The organism is Halobacillus sp. ABD4_316 (assembly GCF_056161385.1).
The window spans coordinates 20,932-35,920 of sequence record NZ_JBSWZA010000001.1 but is presented as its reverse complement, the minus strand read 5'-3'; the positions used below and the strand labels follow the sequence as shown (position 1 = coordinate 35,920).

General features: G+C 46.2%; 18 protein-coding genes. 3 read left to right on the top strand and 15 right to left on the bottom strand.

Going from position 1 to position 14,989, the window contains the following annotated elements; all coding sequences use genetic code 11:
- The first annotated feature begins 150 nt into the window (after positions 1 to 150).
- From ACXAJH_RS00220 to ACXAJH_RS00210, 3 genes are all read left to right on the top strand, one after another.
- Positions 151 to 1,020, top strand: coding sequence for an SDR family oxidoreductase (locus ACXAJH_RS00220; RefSeq protein ID WP_474971663.1), 870 nt, complete (start codon positions 151 to 153; stop codon positions 1,018 to 1,020).
- Positions 1,021 to 1,043: 23 nt separating this feature from the next.
- The gene (locus ACXAJH_RS00215) at positions 1,044 to 1,571 is read left to right on the top strand and encodes a D-lyxose/D-mannose family sugar isomerase (RefSeq protein ID WP_474971664.1); all 528 of its coding nucleotides are present in this window, start codon (positions 1,044 to 1,046) and stop codon (positions 1,569 to 1,571) included.
- A 202-nt stretch (positions 1,572 to 1,773) separates the two neighbouring features.
- The gene (locus tag ACXAJH_RS00210; RefSeq protein WP_474968160.1) at positions 1,774 to 2,646 is read left to right on the top strand and encodes a DMT family transporter; all 873 of its coding nucleotides are present in this window, start codon (positions 1,774 to 1,776) and stop codon (positions 2,644 to 2,646) included.
- A gap of 165 nt (positions 2,647 to 2,811) precedes the next feature.
- Here ACXAJH_RS00210 and ACXAJH_RS00205 read toward each other — a convergent pair whose 3' ends face one another.
- The 15 genes from ACXAJH_RS00205 to ACXAJH_RS00135 form a co-directional block, all read right to left on the bottom strand.
- The gene (locus tag ACXAJH_RS00205; RefSeq protein ID WP_474991619.1) at positions 2,812 to 3,441 is read right to left on the bottom strand and encodes a pyridoxamine 5'-phosphate oxidase family protein; all 630 of its coding nucleotides are present in this window, start codon (positions 3,439 to 3,441) and stop codon (positions 2,812 to 2,814) included.
- A gap of 22 nt (positions 3,442 to 3,463) precedes the next feature.
- A complete protein-coding gene (locus ACXAJH_RS00200) occupies positions 3,464 to 3,628 on the bottom strand; it encodes a hypothetical protein (RefSeq protein WP_474991618.1) in 165 nt (54 codons plus the stop codon).
- Positions 3,629 to 3,652: 24 nt separating this feature from the next.
- The gene (locus ACXAJH_RS00195) at positions 3,653 to 4,105 is read right to left on the bottom strand and encodes a hypothetical protein (RefSeq protein WP_474992742.1); all 453 of its coding nucleotides are present in this window, start codon (positions 4,103 to 4,105) and stop codon (positions 3,653 to 3,655) included.
- A 351-nt stretch (positions 4,106 to 4,456) separates the two neighbouring features.
- Positions 4,457 to 5,128, bottom strand: a complete 672-nt coding sequence (locus ACXAJH_RS00190; RefSeq protein WP_474992740.1) for an HAD family hydrolase — start codon at positions 5,126 to 5,128, stop codon at positions 4,457 to 4,459.
- Positions 5,129 to 5,535: 407 nt separating this feature from the next.
- Positions 5,536 to 5,700, bottom strand: a complete 165-nt coding sequence (locus tag ACXAJH_RS00185; RefSeq protein ID WP_474992738.1) for a hypothetical protein — start codon at positions 5,698 to 5,700, stop codon at positions 5,536 to 5,538.
- A gap of 555 nt (positions 5,701 to 6,255) precedes the next feature.
- Complete coding sequence (locus ACXAJH_RS00180) at positions 6,256 to 7,647, bottom strand: DUF2254 domain-containing protein (protein ID WP_474968149.1); 1,392 nt, start codon at positions 7,645 to 7,647, stop codon at positions 6,256 to 6,258.
- A 280-nt stretch (positions 7,648 to 7,927) separates the two neighbouring features.
- The gene (locus tag ACXAJH_RS00175; protein WP_474968148.1) at positions 7,928 to 8,530 is read right to left on the bottom strand and encodes a class I SAM-dependent methyltransferase; all 603 of its coding nucleotides are present in this window, start codon (positions 8,528 to 8,530) and stop codon (positions 7,928 to 7,930) included.
- Between the two features lie 56 nt (positions 8,531 to 8,586).
- Entirely contained in the window at positions 8,587 to 9,048 is a 462-nt protein-coding gene (locus tag ACXAJH_RS00170; RefSeq protein WP_474992736.1) for a DinB family protein, read from the bottom strand.
- Positions 9,049 to 9,095: 47 nt separating this feature from the next.
- On the bottom strand, positions 9,096 to 10,271 hold the full coding sequence (locus tag ACXAJH_RS00165) for an iron-containing alcohol dehydrogenase (RefSeq protein ID WP_474992734.1): 1,176 nt from the start codon (positions 10,269 to 10,271) through the stop codon (positions 9,096 to 9,098).
- Positions 10,272 to 11,169: 898 nt separating this feature from the next.
- Positions 11,170 to 11,520, bottom strand: a complete 351-nt coding sequence (locus tag ACXAJH_RS00160) for a DUF2200 domain-containing protein (RefSeq protein WP_474968145.1) — start codon at positions 11,518 to 11,520, stop codon at positions 11,170 to 11,172.
- 51 nt (positions 11,521 to 11,571) lie between these two features.
- Complete coding sequence (locus ACXAJH_RS00155; RefSeq protein WP_474992732.1) at positions 11,572 to 12,615, bottom strand: serine hydrolase domain-containing protein; 1,044 nt, start codon at positions 12,613 to 12,615, stop codon at positions 11,572 to 11,574.
- A 48-nt stretch (positions 12,616 to 12,663) separates the two neighbouring features.
- A complete protein-coding gene (locus ACXAJH_RS00150) occupies positions 12,664 to 13,002 on the bottom strand; it encodes a MerR family transcriptional regulator (protein WP_474991607.1) in 339 nt (112 codons plus the stop codon).
- Between the two features lie 81 nt (positions 13,003 to 13,083).
- Positions 13,084 to 13,503: a hypothetical protein gene (locus tag ACXAJH_RS00145; protein ID WP_474992730.1), complete on the bottom strand. Its 420-nt coding sequence runs from the start codon at positions 13,501 to 13,503 to the stop codon at positions 13,084 to 13,086.
- A 5-nt stretch (positions 13,504 to 13,508) separates the two neighbouring features.
- Positions 13,509 to 13,709 (bottom strand): helix-turn-helix transcriptional regulator, encoded by a 201-nt coding sequence (locus ACXAJH_RS00140; RefSeq protein WP_474992728.1) that lies wholly within the window; start codon positions 13,707 to 13,709, stop codon positions 13,509 to 13,511.
- Positions 13,710 to 13,851: 142 nt separating this feature from the next.
- The gene (locus tag ACXAJH_RS00135; protein WP_474992726.1) at positions 13,852 to 14,919 is read right to left on the bottom strand and encodes an SDR family oxidoreductase; all 1,068 of its coding nucleotides are present in this window, start codon (positions 14,917 to 14,919) and stop codon (positions 13,852 to 13,854) included.
- Positions 14,920 to 14,989 lie beyond the last annotated feature (70 nt).

Here is a 14,989-nt window from a genome sequence, read left to right as displayed (position 1 = left end):
GTGTGTTTTCTGCAACTTAGATGCTCCATTTTTATCCAAGTCGTTCTTTTTCCCTGTTTTACAAAAAACCCCCATGCATCCGCTTACAAATGTTTACAACAATTCGTGCTGTGGAACTTCACTTCCACAACAAATAAGGAGGAGATTCATATGGATATTCAAAAACAGCAGCTGGGAGGCCAGCCCAGACAGACCCAGCCTGAGCAGCCTGGGATCGAATCCAAAATGGATCCGGCACCTATTCAGCCGTTCGATTATAAAGGCAGTGAAAAGCTGAAAGGAAAGGTGGCATTAATTACAGGCGGAGACAGCGGAATAGGAAGAGCTGTCGCTATCACCTATGCCAAAGAAGGCGCACACGTGGCCATCAACTATGTCGAAGGTGAGGAATCGGACGCGGAAGAAACGAAGCAGTGGGTGGAACAGGAAAACGTTCAGTGTCTACTTCTTCCAGGGGATGTAACGAAAGAGGAAACCTGCCGCCAGCTTATTGAGGATACGGTCGATCACTTTGGAAAGCTGGATATTCTCATCAACAACTCAGCCGTCCAGTACCCGACGGATGACCTTCAGAACATCTCTTTTGAACAGTGGCAGGAAACGTTCAACACCAATATCCACTCGGTTTTTCATATGACGAAATATGCCCTTCCCCATCTAGGCGAAGGCAGTGCCATCATTAATACGACATCCGTCAATCCATATAAAGGCAATCCTGTCTTAATTGACTATACATCTACGAAAGGTGCGATTGTCGGTTTCACACGAAGCATGGCGGCCAATCTTGTTGATAAAGGCATCCGCGTCAACATGGTCGCCCCGGGTCCGATCTGGACACCATTGATTCCTTCTACGTTTGACGGCGGATCTGTTGAAGAATTCGGCACTGATACACCCATGGGCCGTCCTGGACAACCGGCTGAACTCGTTGGAGCCTATGTCCTTCTTGCATCAAAAGAAGGTTCCTATATGACCGGGCAGTGTATACACGTCAACGGCGGACAGATTATGACTTCTTAATCAACGAGGAAAGGAATGAGACGATGACTATAGCTCAATGGTCGACACGTGAGGTTCAAAGAAAGGTCCATGAATATTTCCAAAAAGCCGATATCCTTCTTAGAGATGAGGAAATCCAGTCCATTGAAGTGAATGATTACGGACTTGGACGTCTTGACGAAATAGGACTGCAGCTGTTTGTCTACATCAACACCGACCGCTACTGTGCGAAGGAATGGGTATTGTTCCCACGCCAGACCTGTCCGGAGCATCTCCATCCTCCTGTAACCGAAAACGATTCGGGCAAACAGGAAACGTTCCGGGTTAAGTATGGAACGGTTTATCTATATGTAGAGGGAGATCCTGTAGAGAACCCTGCTGCCCTTCCCCCGGAAAAAGATCAGGATCATTTTACAGCTTTTCATGAAATCATTTTAACAGCTGGGGACCAATACACGATTCCTCCTAACACGAAGCACTGGTTCCAGGCAGGCGAAACTGGAGCGGTGACAGCCGAATATTCATCAACAAGTACGGATGACCATGACATTTTTACACATCCGGATATCTAACCGAAAGCCCGGCCGCTGCCCGGGCTTTTTTTCATTACTTTTTTCTAAGAATCTGCCTCATATGTTATTTCAACATACTTTCATCCCCCAAAGTCCCTACTCCATTATACCGATTGTTATAGTTGTTGATGATTCTACGTTTAATAAAGGTTTCCTGATGGAATATGCCCTAAATAGATCTGGTAAATAGAGGAGGAAGCTTATGAAATATATCGGTGTCACATTCATTTTGACCGCCGCTGTCTTATGGGGTATGACCGGTGGTGTGGCAGACATTTTAATGGATAAAGGATGGAGCCCTGGGGTCATTTCCTTTTACAGGGGAGCCATCGGTCTCGTCTGTGTTTTCATTTGGTTTATCATCAAGCCGCGCCAGCATATGCCACGCACATATTCGCTCGTTTTATGGGCAGCTCTCGCTGGTGTCGGCGTCGCTGGGAACTTCACACTTTATTTTCTTAGTATAGAATCATCCAGTATTGCGGTAGCGGCAACACTCATGTACACCGCACCTGTGTTTGTGCTGCTTGCTTCTTTCTTTCTGGGAATCGAACGGTCTTCCTGGCTGAAATGGGGCTGTATCGTTTCCGTATTGATCGGGATCGTACTGCTTACCGGAGCCTATAGCAGCAGCGGGGCATCCGTCAATCTGACCGGAGCACTCACTGGACTGGGCTCAGGCCTGTCCTACGCTCTGTTCATTTTCGCCTTTAAAAAAGCAGCCGCAGAAGGAAGCGCACCAACCACTCTGACGATTTCCTTCATCGTTTTCAGCATCCTGTTGTTTTTCTATATGGATATTCAGGAAGCAGCTTCTGTTCTTACATCAGAGGATCTGCCTCTGTTCATCGTACTCGGATTGATCGGTGCAGGCATTTCCTTCGTCCTCTATGTATTCGGGATTAAACGGACAGCTCCTACTACAGCTTCCATTGTTGCTATGGTGGAACCGGTCACAGCCTCCATTTTCGGCGTCCTTATCCTCAGTGACAGCTTATCGCTCATCCAAGGGGCCGGCATGGTTATTATCCTGATGACGATTACGCTGCTTTCCTTTAAACAGGCTCAAGATTGAGTCCAAAAAAAGCCGATCCAGTTACTGGACGGCTTTTTTTATATCTATTAAATTTTATTCCTTTTTCACTCCGGAAATGACAGCTATAAGAAAGAAAACAAAATACACAAGGCCTACTCCGATCAATATGTTCATGACTACATCCATACGTACGCCCTCCTCCAATTAATAGAGTTTGTTTCTATAGCTCTCATCGAGCCGGTCCTGAATCGAATCCACCGTGGAGTTCGGAAGCTTGGCATGTGTAAACAGCATGCGGGCGGCAGAAGGACGTTCCCCTTCTGCGATCCAAGCTTCCGGCTGCCAGAGTTTTGAGCGTATGAGGGCTTTGGCACAGTGAATAAAACACTCCTCCACCTCCACTGCAATGCCGAGCTCAGGCGGACGTCCTTTGACCGCCATTTTTTTCAGCATATCCTTATCCTTTATAATCTGCGCATGCCCTTTGATTCGGAGTGTTTCTCCAAGTCCCGGGATGAAAAAGAGCAGACCGGCACGTGGATTGGTGATAATATTGCGCAGGGAATCGACTCGCTTGTTCCCGGGTCTTTCCGGTATCACAAACTGTTTTTCGTTTAAGATATGGACAAAGCCGGGATGGTCCCCTCTCGGCGATGCGTCCGGCTGCCCCTTTTCACCTGAGGTCGTAAGTACTAGAAACGGAGATTTAGAGATAAAATCCATACAGCCGTCATCAAGGAAGGAAATAACCTTACTTACCACGAGATCACTTGGATCTCCGACATGACTCTGAAGCTCTTTTTCATCCGAAATCGTCTCCTTGAACCGATACATCCGCTTCCACCCCTTCTATTTCTTATAAAAACGCCGCCCCCACAATCAATAAGACAAGAAGAGGGAGGAAAACAAAAATCATGATCAGCACCTTCACGTTTTCCACATCCCTAAACATCGTCCTGCGATTGAGATACAGCATGAAAGCAAGTAAAAGAATCGATATCCCTGTCAGCCATCCGTACATGCAGACTCCCCCTCCTTATCTTATTTATGGCAGGATGTCTTTAATATCATACAGATGATCCATTAAAGAAAGACCTGTCAGCACAACCCCCAAAGAACTGTAAAGGATGGTTTTCCGAACACTCTCCCCTTTTTTTACATCAACGGCAATCCAGTACAACGCTGCGAAGATGGAAATAAAAAACACCCAATAGTGGATGGACTGGTCGTTCACCAAATCCACAAGCATACTGACTTTCCATTGATCCTCTTCAGGCGGCTCATACACCACCGTTTCCTCCGCCACTCCGTAAGCGTTGTTTTTCTCCAAAGTGAGAGCTGTATGGTCTTCATTGACCATTTTCATTCCGACTGTGTCGTAGCCGAGTGGATAATAGTGGAGCGAATAAGCGAGGAGGAAGGAAAGACCGAAGGCAGCCAGTGCAAAACCTATATAGCCTAGCTTCCTTTTCCACGTCTTGTTTTCATTGAATTTCATGATGAGCCTCTCTTTCCTCAATAGATATATATCTAAATTCTATAAGTTATGGATGTTTTTGTCACACCCTCTCATCGCTTTCCTTTCATCATTCTCTCGTGATAGTTAAGTGAATAACAAAAAAGAACGGTCCTTAAGAACGATCTTTTTCTCTCCTGGTTATGTTCAATTATCAGCTTTCCTCCAGATGCGGTCCCGATAAAGACAACCATTGCCACAACATTGGGAGCACTGACCAACACCATCCTGACACCTCGGTAGCACGCGCTTTTTTGTCCAAAGGTCTCCCCCTTCAAGAAATAAAAAGGCTGTACTACATTTGTATGTACAGCCTCACTCTTATCCCGGTACTTATTGATAGGGGGTTCCTTCCAGTAAAGGCATGACCCGCTTTAAATCACGTAGATCTTCAATGACAACATCCGCCTGTGCCAGTTCTTCCTCCCGCGCAAAATCAAAGCGGCATCCCACGGCTGTAAATCCATTTTCCTTGGCTGCCCGGATATCAGACAGTCGGTCACCGACGACTGCCCCTTCCTGTATAGCATGCTTTTGGATAATTTCCTGAACGCGCCTGGATTTATCAAGAGAGTCGATTTGTTCTATGCTGAATGTCTCCGATACCCACCGGTCAAGGTGATAATATTCTACAATGGTCTTCAGGTACCTTTTCAAACCATTACTGGCGATGTATACCGAAACCTCCTGACTTTTCAGGTCTTCCATCGTTTCCTCCACCCCTGGATACAAGGATCCCCTGCCATTCTGAATATTGCTGATGAGCCTGTCTAAAAAGAGCGCATCCACTTCGTTTCTTTCATACGTAGTGAACTCAGGCAGCAGGGTCTCCCACACTTTCGGAAGAGGCACGCCCATAATCCGCTGATATTCAGCCAGCGGAGCTGCTCCTTTCCATTTATTAATTTTTCTCAGTTCCTGGAAAGTATCTTCAAGAGAGGCTTCCAGAATTTGATTGGTTTGAAATAGTGTTCCGTCCATATCAAAAATGATGGCTTTTGTCATAGTATCCTGCCTTCCGCTTTTCAGTCAGTTTTTTTCTGGTCCATTAAAAGGGCCCATTACTCAGGCCGGTTGGTGGATGAGGAAAGGTCCGAACACCAGGCCGATTCTCCCTATAATAATCAGTCCCAGCCATTTTCTTTTTTCTACAAGTTTGTTGCGACAGCCGCTAGTGAAGTTATAAAGATGACGCCACCTCCCCGGTAGTCAAGGAAATCATGCTCTATAAACAAGTCAATCAGAAAAAGATCAGCAGTTATAGACAACACAATCAGTCCAAAAAATCGAAAAATTTATCGATAGGCATCCCTCCACTTTTGTGGAAGATTCATAGATATCCTATATGTAGATGCAATGGTTTCATTGTAATACAAATTGGAATTGTTTTCCTCATCAAAGAGATAAATCTACTAAAAATGGAAAGCAATTAAAATCAAAAGAGGTCCGCTCAATACACCAATGGCCACATACATCCAATGCCCATGGATTTTCACAGGCAGATCGTTCAACATGATCGCTCCCCATCCGATGACAACGATGAATGTTATAATAATCGCTGAAATACCCGTCTCCACGACATCTTCCCCCTTGTAAGAGATTCGATGATTTCATCACCAAGATATAGATAAAATACCGGGAACCTCTTCAGATGATCGTTTCTATAAACAGCCACTTGTTATAGGAAAACAACAAAAATTATATTCCAAAAATGTTTGCTAAACCAAGTGACGGGAAAATATGTTCTGAGGGGGAATTTAAAATGGAATTACTCCAATTCCTTAGGGGGGAAATGTATACTGGAATAAGTTTTCACAACGAACATAACAATCCTGTCTGCTGTGACCTGGGGGCGTTGACCTCTAACGAGCAGCTTTTACTCTTTATGAGATTAAAACCAACGACAGTAAAGTACTTTCCCATGGAAAGAAATCCGTACTTAATTTGTTCAGACCAACACCATTCGCAAACTTATTTCCTTACTACATGACCTGGGCATACCGGGGGTCCGCGGAATTCCCGGCAGTCCCCCTCCCTTTATAATACATCCCGCTTCAAATTCCAATTATTTCAAAATGAACAATGATGCGCAACTTGAAAAAGGCTTATCCACTCATGGATAAGCCTTTTTCTTATGAAGAAAAATCCTGTTCATTCTGTAATGATTCTTTCACGGGTACAGTGGCCGCACTTTTCGAACTGACCCGCTGCAGCATATATTCAAGCAGAAACAGGTAATCCTGTTGATGTCCTGTATTCTTCGAAAGCTCGGACAGCTGTTCAATAATATACAGGCAGTCATTTTCATAAAGGCTGTAATTATCAAAACCGAGGATCGTCTGGCGCGCAAACTCCCATAAATCTTCGTGGACGTCCTTCTCCATCGTTTTACTGAGCAGAGAAACCATCGTCAGCAGTTCCGTCATGACCGTCGAATTCTGGTCCGCATATTCCCTGATGGATGCGAACCCTTTATGAAGGTAGTAGCGGAAGTCCTTCTGGTTCAAAATGACCCTGAGGCTTTCCTCCTGATCAAAGAGATAAGGGGAAAAATTGGTCGACTGACCGATCCGCTTCAAAAGATCTGTGATCTGGTGGATGGTATTGGTCACCGTCAGCGGGTCGTTATGACCGAGCGCTTTGATGGCGACTTCTGCAAGTTTGATTAAACCATACTCCAGGTCCTGAATCTCCGTTTGTTTCACACCGATTTCGATGGACTTGAAGTACCGTTCCGGATCAACCTTAGAACCGGATTCCCAGTAGCTGAACACCGGTGTCCCCTCCACCACAAATTCACCAATCCGGACATCGAACCGCAGGATCCCTTCATCTCTGGAAGCCTGCTTGACGAGCCTTGCAAAATCGGCCACCTGCAGATACCCGGACTGAGGGGAGGTTATGACTTTCCTATCCTCTTCAGGCGGGAGTGAGTCAGGATCGACGTCTTTATCAAGGTGAAAAGGAGCCAGCTCCTTTTCCAAAGCCGTCTGGACTGATTGAGATTTGGCGTTCATATTGTAGCTGATGTTATGAACCTGCATCCATGTCGTCGTATGGTTGATGAAATAGATGAAGGTGACGGCAGCTATAATCGCAGTCAGGATTGACAGGACCGGCGTTGCGGCAATGTACTCCTCTTCCTCATGCGTCACATACAGGAAGTTCAGCAGCACATAAATGAAGCTTCCGTTAAAAATACCGAGCACGTGCTGGGTCGCCCGGTCACTCACGAAGTTGACAAGCATTTTTGATGAAAACTGCCCGCTGAACGTTGTTAAAGCGACGAGCAGAGAGTTGATTGTAAAGGCGCTCAGTGTAAGGACGCCTCCGACGAGCGCACTCAGCAGCACCTGCAGCGTCTGACCGCTGAACCCGATTGCCGGTGGCAGATATAAACTGACATCCACGATGTAGTCGAGGTAAAAAGTGAAGGCGGACAAGCCGACCGCCCCGAGAATATACCAAAAAGGCATAAACCACAGCGTCGATTTCAGCTCACTCCTGCGCTGACGTTTGGACATGTTAAAATATTTCTTTATATAGTAGAAGAAACCCATAAGCGGCACACCATTCTGTTCTAGAGTATTGGAATTCTTCTAATTCCTTCCCTTGAACGGTCGCCGCTAACCTGATTTCGTTTAATTCTTCAGGGTGGATGCAGGAATTGACCGATATATCGCAGATTTGACTGATATATTCAGAAAAAGATCGATATATTGCAGATTTAGTCGATATATCCGAAAAATAATCGATATACGCAGAAAAAAACCGATATCCATATGTGAGCGGACCTTCAAAAGATCAGTCTTCCTTAAAAGCCGCAGCCAGGAACATTGAAGCGTCCTGCTTCATGAATATCTTCTCCCCGTGGTGAAACGTGTGAACATGGGAAGACACAAAGCCTGCTTCCTTTAGAAGATTCTGTAGATCTTCGTGATAAAAACCGTTATGCACTTTAGGGTGGTTGATTTGGTCGTTTTTATCAAAATCGACGATGAGCAGCTTCCCGCCCCTGTTCAAGAGGTGGAACAGCTTCTGTAAAATGTCCTTGGTGTCCGGGATGTGGAGCAGCACAAGAGAGACCAGTACGATATCCGCCTGTGGTTCCGGTGTTTCTTTAGTATAATCTGCACAGAGAACAGAGGCATTGGTGATGCCGCTGCGTTTGATCTTCTCTTCAGCGATTTTCAGCATCTGTTCAGAAGAATCGATAAGCTGGACGGACTTCACTAGATCCGCCAATGCCAGCCCCACCAAACCTGTCCCTCCTCCATAATCTACAAGGAACTTGGTAGAACTGTCTTCCAGTTCTTTTCTTACTTCTTGAACGATATAACCGGCCGTTTCTTTCCTCTCGGGCGAATCGTAAGTTGCCGCTAATTGTTCGAATACGTTGTCGTCCATATTTCCACCTCCATTCCTATTTAAAAAACCGGCCGGAAATCCGGCCGGTCTGCTTCTTACTTTTGATCGGTCTGTGCTTTGATCGCTTTTATTGTGCCCGTATGTACCCCTTCGTGATACAGCGTGAAATTCAAAATTTCACCAACGGTTTTCATGGATAGAAACTCCTCTGCTGCCTCGTCATCAAGTTTTCCTGTGAGAGCTTCCTTCAGAAGTTCCGGCTGGTGTTCGAGATGTTTTCTCAATTCATCAAGAGTAGGAACACTGCCTTCCCAATCCGCCGGCTTCGTTCCCGGAGCGAACAGCTGGAAAAAGCGCGGAGGCGTGTCGACCTGTGTACCGGCGAACTTGGCTATCATCCCATTTTGAGCAGCAACAATATGGCCGAGATTCCATCGGATATTGTTGGCAAATCCTTTCGGTTGGAGATCCGCCTGCTCTTCCGTGATTCCATCTAAAATTTTCAATGTTGCTTTTCTCACTAATGCTATTTGTTGAAAGATTTGTTCTTCGTTCATGCTACCAACTCCCTTCTCTCCTATTCTATCCTTCTGTGCTGTATTTCTCAAAGAATTGGAGACTGAAAGGCAGCATTTAGAATCTGAAGATAATCTTCTTTCGTAATCGTCCGGGCATTGCTCGGGGTCGAGTTGTTGCGTTCCGCAAGTTCAGCCATCCGCTCGAAGTCCTCTTCCTGAACCGCAGGTATTTCACTCAAAAGAGGAATGTCCAGCTGTTTTGTGAACGCATAGATTTGACGGACGAATTTCTCTACGGCCTCCTCATCCGAATCGTTATCTTCTGCCATCTTCATAAGCCGGGCCATTTCCGCGTGCAGCGGCACGTTTTCCTGCGCATTGAATTCCATGACATGAGGAAGGAATATGGCATTCGCTACGCCGTGCGGGGTATCATAGAGGCTGCCAAGCGCTTCCGCCAAGCAGTGGACAGCCGCTACATCCGCTGACCCAAAGCATAGACCCGCAAGCAGGCTTCCCTCCTGCATTTTCGCCCGTGCCTGAAGATCTGCTCCGTGTTCAAACACTTGAGGAAGATGCTCGACAATGACCTCCATCGCTCTTGCTCCCATCGCCTGTGATACAGGGTTCGTCACCTTACACGAATACCCCTCGATAGCATGGACAAGGGCATCGACTCCTGTTGCTGCCGTTACGTCCTTTGGTACCGTCAACGTCAGTTCCGGGTCCAGCACAGCTGTTACCGGACGGAGCATCGCGTGCTTCAGCGTGATTTTCCGGTGCGAGTCCGCGAGTGTAATGACCGAAGAGCGGGTAACTTCTGATCCGGTTCCGGCCGTCGTTGGAATACAGAGGATCGGTGCCGCATTCGTATAAGCCCTCTTCCCCTCTACATAGTCCTCGGGACGGCCGCCGTTCGGGCCAAGAAGCGCCACCGCTTTTGCCGTATCGATGGGACTTCCACCGCCAATCGCAATGACAGCCGAAGCTTTTTCTTTTTGAAACACTTCCACTCCCATCAGGCATTCCGTATCGCGTGGGTTCGGAGATACCTGGTCAAAATCCACCACACGATAGCCCGCATCTTCAAGAGAATCTAAAACAGGCTTTACGATTCCAGCCTTTTTCACACCTGGATCGCTCACGACCATCACGGTTGCCCCCGGCTCTGTCATCTCCTTCAGCAGTCCCGGTACTTCCTTGGAACGTCCAGGTCCCATCACAATTTTAGTCGGGCAGTAGTAGTCAAAATTCAATAGCAAAACCTCCTCTTCTATTTATCCGGCCCTCGGCCCTGTGTTTGAGTATGTACGCATGCTTCCTTTGCGTGTATCAGCTCGGTCCCCGTCCCTCGATTCCATTTATTCTCGTCACCATTTCTACTATACATCTTTTCACATAATATTCCGACAGATCAAACACTCTTTTTGATCAAAAAGAGTGTCAGCTCGTATAGAAATTCCTGTTTCTTTACGAGCTTTTTTCTTCCTTACCGCCAGGAGCGAAAGCCCCTTCCCTTTCCGCGGACGAGCGCCCGAGCTTCCTGACCAAGTCAGCGGAGGGCGTGCCCCCGGCATTCATCCACCAACAAGCGGAGTGTGACCCTTTACACGACAGAGGGACAACTCTAACTGATTACAGGCTTTTTACGCTTTTTCCTCAAAGGGAGTGTCTTTTCCTTCATACAGTGGCAGCGAAGGATCTCAATCATTACCTGACCTGTTCTCAGGTATTAGAATGGAGTGACGATGAATGATACGAGGGCGGCCAGGAATTTATTTCCAAGTGATGAAACCTATGATACCCTTGGATTATCTACTTTCACGATGTAACCATTGAGAGAACAGGTTGATTCAGTTACAAGTAATGGAAAGAGGTGTTTATTTGAGGAGAATATGGCTCCCTTTATTAACATCCGTTGGGACAATGGCTCTATTATATTGGATTGGAGATCTATTTCATGTATCTCTTTTCAGGTTTTCATTCGAATTAAATGAACCACTGGAAAATGGGTTTTTTTTCGATGTGGATATTGAAATATCACCGATTGTTATCGGCTTAATCGTTGGATTTATTGTGGAACGCAGACTTAAAGTCTAAAGTAAATAAAAAAGAGACACACCAGCTCTGTTAGAAGAGCGATGTCTCTCTTTCTGCCTGTTACCCGCGCAGGATTTTTTCCATAGCCTTGCCTTTCGCCAGTTCATCCACCATCTTATCCAAATAGCGGATTTCCTGCATGATGGGTTCTTCAATGTCTTCCACCCGGACACCACAGACAACCCCTTTGATCAGCTTACGTGACGGGTGAAGCTCAGGCGCTTCCTCGAAAAAGGTTTCAAAATCCGTCTTTTCTTCCAAGTGCTCCTCCAGCTGTGCCTGGGACAGCCCGGTATGCCAGCGGATGATTTCGTCCACTTCTTCTTTGGTGCGTCCTTTTTTCTCAGCTTTTGCGACGTAATGAGGATAGACACTGGCAAAACTCATACTGTAGATTTTATGTTTGGTCATTCCACGACACCTTCCTTTTAACAGGATCTGTATCAGTATTATAGCATGGTTTTACGATCCGCTATTCCAACCCAGCAGGAATTCCTCGATAACATTCGTAACTTCGAACGGTCCGGATTGCTGATTGGAAGGAACCACTGTGATGAGGCCTGCATCCGGATAATAGGAGGAACGGAAGCTGACACCGGGATCAAAGCCCGTGACGTGGTAGTTGTATATATGCCCGTCTTTTTGGTTCATCCAAATCCCGTACCCGTAATGAATCGTTTCATTCACCTGCACGTGAGGATGCAGAAGCTCATTGGTCATCTCTTCGCTCAGCAGTTCATATTGGAATAAAGCTTCCCAGATCTTCGCCATATCCGGAGCTGATAAAAACGCGCCGCCATCTGAACCGCCTTGTTTGGGTATCGAATAAACATTCGTCCGCCATGTACCCTTTTCCTTGTCATCGATATAGCCGATCGCTGTATTGACCGGGAGCTGATCGAGAGAAAAATACCCGGAGTCATACATCCCGCAGTGATCAAAAATCTCTGATTGAACATAATCCGTATACGTCCGTCCTGTTTGTTCCTCAATGATTAACCCAAGCAGAATATAGGCCGCATTGTTGTAGTGGAACCGCTCACCCGGCCTGCCGTTCATCGGTTTCTTTTGAAAAAGGGGCAGAAAATCCTTGAGCGTTTCGATTTTATAGACAGGCACATCCTTCCATAAATTCTCGTAATCCCCCATTACTTCTTCATCAAAATAATCCGGCAGGCCGGACGTATGTGTTAACAGGTGATGAATGGTTACATCCTTATCAAAATAAGGGAATTCAATCGCCAGACAGTCGGACAGTGGTGTATCAAACTCCAGCTGTCCTTTTTCCACAAGCCGGCAGACGGCCACAGCGGTGAACAGTTTGCATCCGGAGGCGGTTCCGAAACGGGTGTTGTATGTATTCAGCCTTTTCTCCGCTCTGTCTGCATTACCATAGGCCTTCTTCAAAAGCACCTGTTCCCTGTCCTTTACATAGACGACTCCGGAAAAGTTGATTTCCTTACATTTATCGTGGATCACTTCCTGCAGCTCTTTATGTATTCTCATCGATTTCCTCCGCTCCATTTTGTTTCGAATGAACCACCGAGATCTCAATCAAGGAAAACTAGCGGCTTCGGTTTCGGCCAGCCATTTATCGACAGCTTTGACAGGGAAATAATATTCGTAGCCGATTTTCACATAAGGGATCTGACTCTTCACAACATCGCCCTCTTTCTTCGGAAGAACCTTTTCTATCTGCTCGTCACTGAGACCCAGGTAATCCTGAAGTTCCAAATAACTCATCAGCTGAGGATCCTCAGGCTGTTCGCGGACTATAACCTGTTCACCAGCCTCATGGGAGCTCTGCGTGAGGGCATTGGAAAGAATAATCGCTCCTGACAAGATGCAGGCGCCTACAATTAATAATGACATGTTGGTCGTTAATTCTTTCATGACCATCCTCCTTTACGGCCCTATTATTCCAAAACTCCCCTGGAACCTCAATCCTTTTTGGAAAAACCGTACAAGAAAAGACTATTCGTTGCGCTCTTTCTGCCGGAGACCGTACATATAAAAAGCGGGGAGGACCGAACAGACAAAAACGATTCCTCCAACCAACAGACCGTCCATCACGTTGTACCCATTCGTCAAGGCGGTGAAAGTGACAAATAAAAGAGAAATCAATGTGATTACACCGAGAGATATGTACAACCGTGTCACGGGGGACCGTTTTGTTTTCTCATGCTCCACACTGATACTCATAGAAAGGTAGGCATTAATCACTCCTGTCAAAATGAAAACAAACCAGACAGGATTGTCCGTCATCCCGTCCATCCCATAGTTAATCAGATCATAAAGCAGGATTCCGATCATTCCTAAAGTCTGGACAATAAAAGTAATCCTGATGTTTTTTAAATTTTTCAACTGCAGACGTTCATCTTTAATTTTTTCCATTATTTTCACTCCTTTCGTTCCTGCCAGAATACCTCATCCAACGTTTGGTTAACGGCATAACAGATCTCCAGACACAGCTTCAACGTTGGGTTGTAACGGCCTTTTTCAATCAAGCTGATTGTCTGACGTGTCACACCGACCTTCTCTGCAAGTTCCTGCTGGGTTAAATCCAGGCTGACACGCGCGATCTTCACTTTATTTTCCATAATTATCTATCCCTTCCTCATCAATGTAACATATAAGTTACATAATGCAATGCATATATTCCATTTATCACAAAAACAGCCTTACTGCTTAAAAACGGTTATTAAAAAAGACCCACCCGGATGTCGAGTGGATCTTAAGCCTTTACTGCTTAGAGAAATCCGGAAGAACGCCTTCCTGCTGGAATTCACGGAACAGGCGGGTAAACATTTCTTCACTGTCTACAAATTTGTGGAATCCATATTCTCTGAGTTTTGTTGTAGATGTCATCACATCATAATCACAATTGAAAATGAAGTCTCCAAAGCCCCATAAGGCCAATTTGTCATAAGGAATGTCCTGCAGGTGGTATTTCTCTTTCATCTGCTCCCATAACTCCTGCTTGTCGGCCATCATCTCAGAGAGTTGGATTGGCGGCTCTGCTCCTGCTGCTTCCATATCAAAATAGTCGGCAATCGTCTTCCACATGTGCTCCCAGCGGAAGTAATCCCCGTTCGTCACATTGAATATTTCAAATGCGCAGGATTCCTCAACCGCAGCCCACTCCACACACTGAGCGAGAAGGGTCGCATCTGTTACCTGAGCAAGATACGGATGCGCTTTTCCAGGAAAACGAAGAGGCAGACCCAGTTCCTTGGATATCGAAGCGTAGGCGCCGATCACCATAGCAAGGTTCATGGGCTTTCCGACTGAATACCCGCAGACGACATCTGGACGGAGGATTGTCCAGCTCCAATCTTTCCCTTCCTGTGCCCGGCGCATATAGTCTTCCTGTGTAAAGTAGAAGTTCGGCGGCATATGGCGGGCGTCCGTTTCCTTGGCTGGCGTTTTAATAGGTCCGAGATGCACGCCGTAGGCTTTTGCCCCCTGCATCAAAATCACACGCTCCAAGTGGTCCGCGTTTTTTTCTACGGCATTTAATGTATTTTCAAACATCGTCTGATTGACCTCCACCTGCTTTTGAGGATCAGATTCATAGTCCTGATATGCCGCATAAATGAAATGGGTCACTTCTGAGAACGATTCCAGATTCTCCTGGACGTTCTGACCATCCATCATATCCGCTGAAACATAAGTGATATCCGATGGATCATCAGGGATATGACGGGCAATGCCGATAACATCCCAGCCCTCCAGCTTACTCAGGTGCCTGGCAATGTAACTGCCGATCACTCCTGTAGCTCCGGCAACGACAGCTGTTTTCTTCTGCATATTCCATACCTCCCGGATCAGATTAATGTGAGTTTCACATAAGTATGACTTTACCCGCGATATTCTTCCT

Bases quoted from the DNA above. Each gene is read 5' to 3' on its own strand.
- ACXAJH_RS00220 (WP_474971663.1), top strand. From the start codon at position 151: ATGGATATTCAAAAACAGCAGCTGGGAGGCCAGCCCAGACAGACCCAG.
- ACXAJH_RS00215 (WP_474971664.1), top strand. From the start codon at position 1,044: ATGACTATAGCTCAATGGTCGACACGTGAGGTTCAAAGAAAGGTCCAT.
- ACXAJH_RS00210 (WP_474968160.1), top strand. From the start codon at position 1,774: ATGAAATATATCGGTGTCACATTCATTTTGACCGCCGCTGTCTTATGG.
- ACXAJH_RS00205 (WP_474991619.1), bottom strand. From the start codon at position 3,441: ATGTATCGGTTCAAGGAGACGATTTCGGATGAAAAAGAGCTTCAGAGT.
- ACXAJH_RS00200 (WP_474991618.1), bottom strand. From the start codon at position 3,628: ATGTACGGATGGCTGACAGGGATATCGATTCTTTTACTTGCTTTCATG.
- ACXAJH_RS00195 (WP_474992742.1), bottom strand. From the start codon at position 4,105: ATGAAATTCAATGAAAACAAGACGTGGAAAAGGAAGCTAGGCTATATA.
- ACXAJH_RS00190 (WP_474992740.1), bottom strand. From the start codon at position 5,128: ATGACAAAAGCCATCATTTTTGATATGGACGGAACACTATTTCAAACC.
- ACXAJH_RS00180 (WP_474968149.1), bottom strand. From the start codon at position 7,647: ATGTCCAAACGTCAGCGCAGGAGTGAGCTGAAATCGACGCTGTGGTTT.
- ACXAJH_RS00175 (WP_474968148.1), bottom strand. From the start codon at position 8,530: ATGGACGACAACGTATTCGAACAATTAGCGGCAACTTACGATTCGCCC.
- ACXAJH_RS00170 (WP_474992736.1), bottom strand. From the start codon at position 9,048: ATGAACGAAGAACAAATCTTTCAACAAATAGCATTAGTGAGAAAAGCA.
- ACXAJH_RS00160 (WP_474968145.1), bottom strand. From the start codon at position 11,520: ATGACCAAACATAAAATCTACAGTATGAGTTTTGCCAGTGTCTATCCT.
- ACXAJH_RS00155 (WP_474992732.1), bottom strand. From the start codon at position 12,615: ATGAGAATACATAAAGAGCTGCAGGAAGTGATCCACGATAAATGTAAG.
- ACXAJH_RS00150 (WP_474991607.1), bottom strand. From the start codon at position 13,002: ATGAAAGAATTAACGACCAACATGTCATTATTAATTGTAGGCGCCTGC.
- ACXAJH_RS00145 (WP_474992730.1), bottom strand. From the start codon at position 13,503: ATGGAAAAAATTAAAGATGAACGTCTGCAGTTGAAAAATTTAAAAAAC.
- ACXAJH_RS00140 (WP_474992728.1), bottom strand. From the start codon at position 13,709: ATGGAAAATAAAGTGAAGATCGCGCGTGTCAGCCTGGATTTAACCCAG.
- ACXAJH_RS00135 (WP_474992726.1), bottom strand. From the start codon at position 14,919: ATGCAGAAGAAAACAGCTGTCGTTGCCGGAGCTACAGGAGTGATCGGC.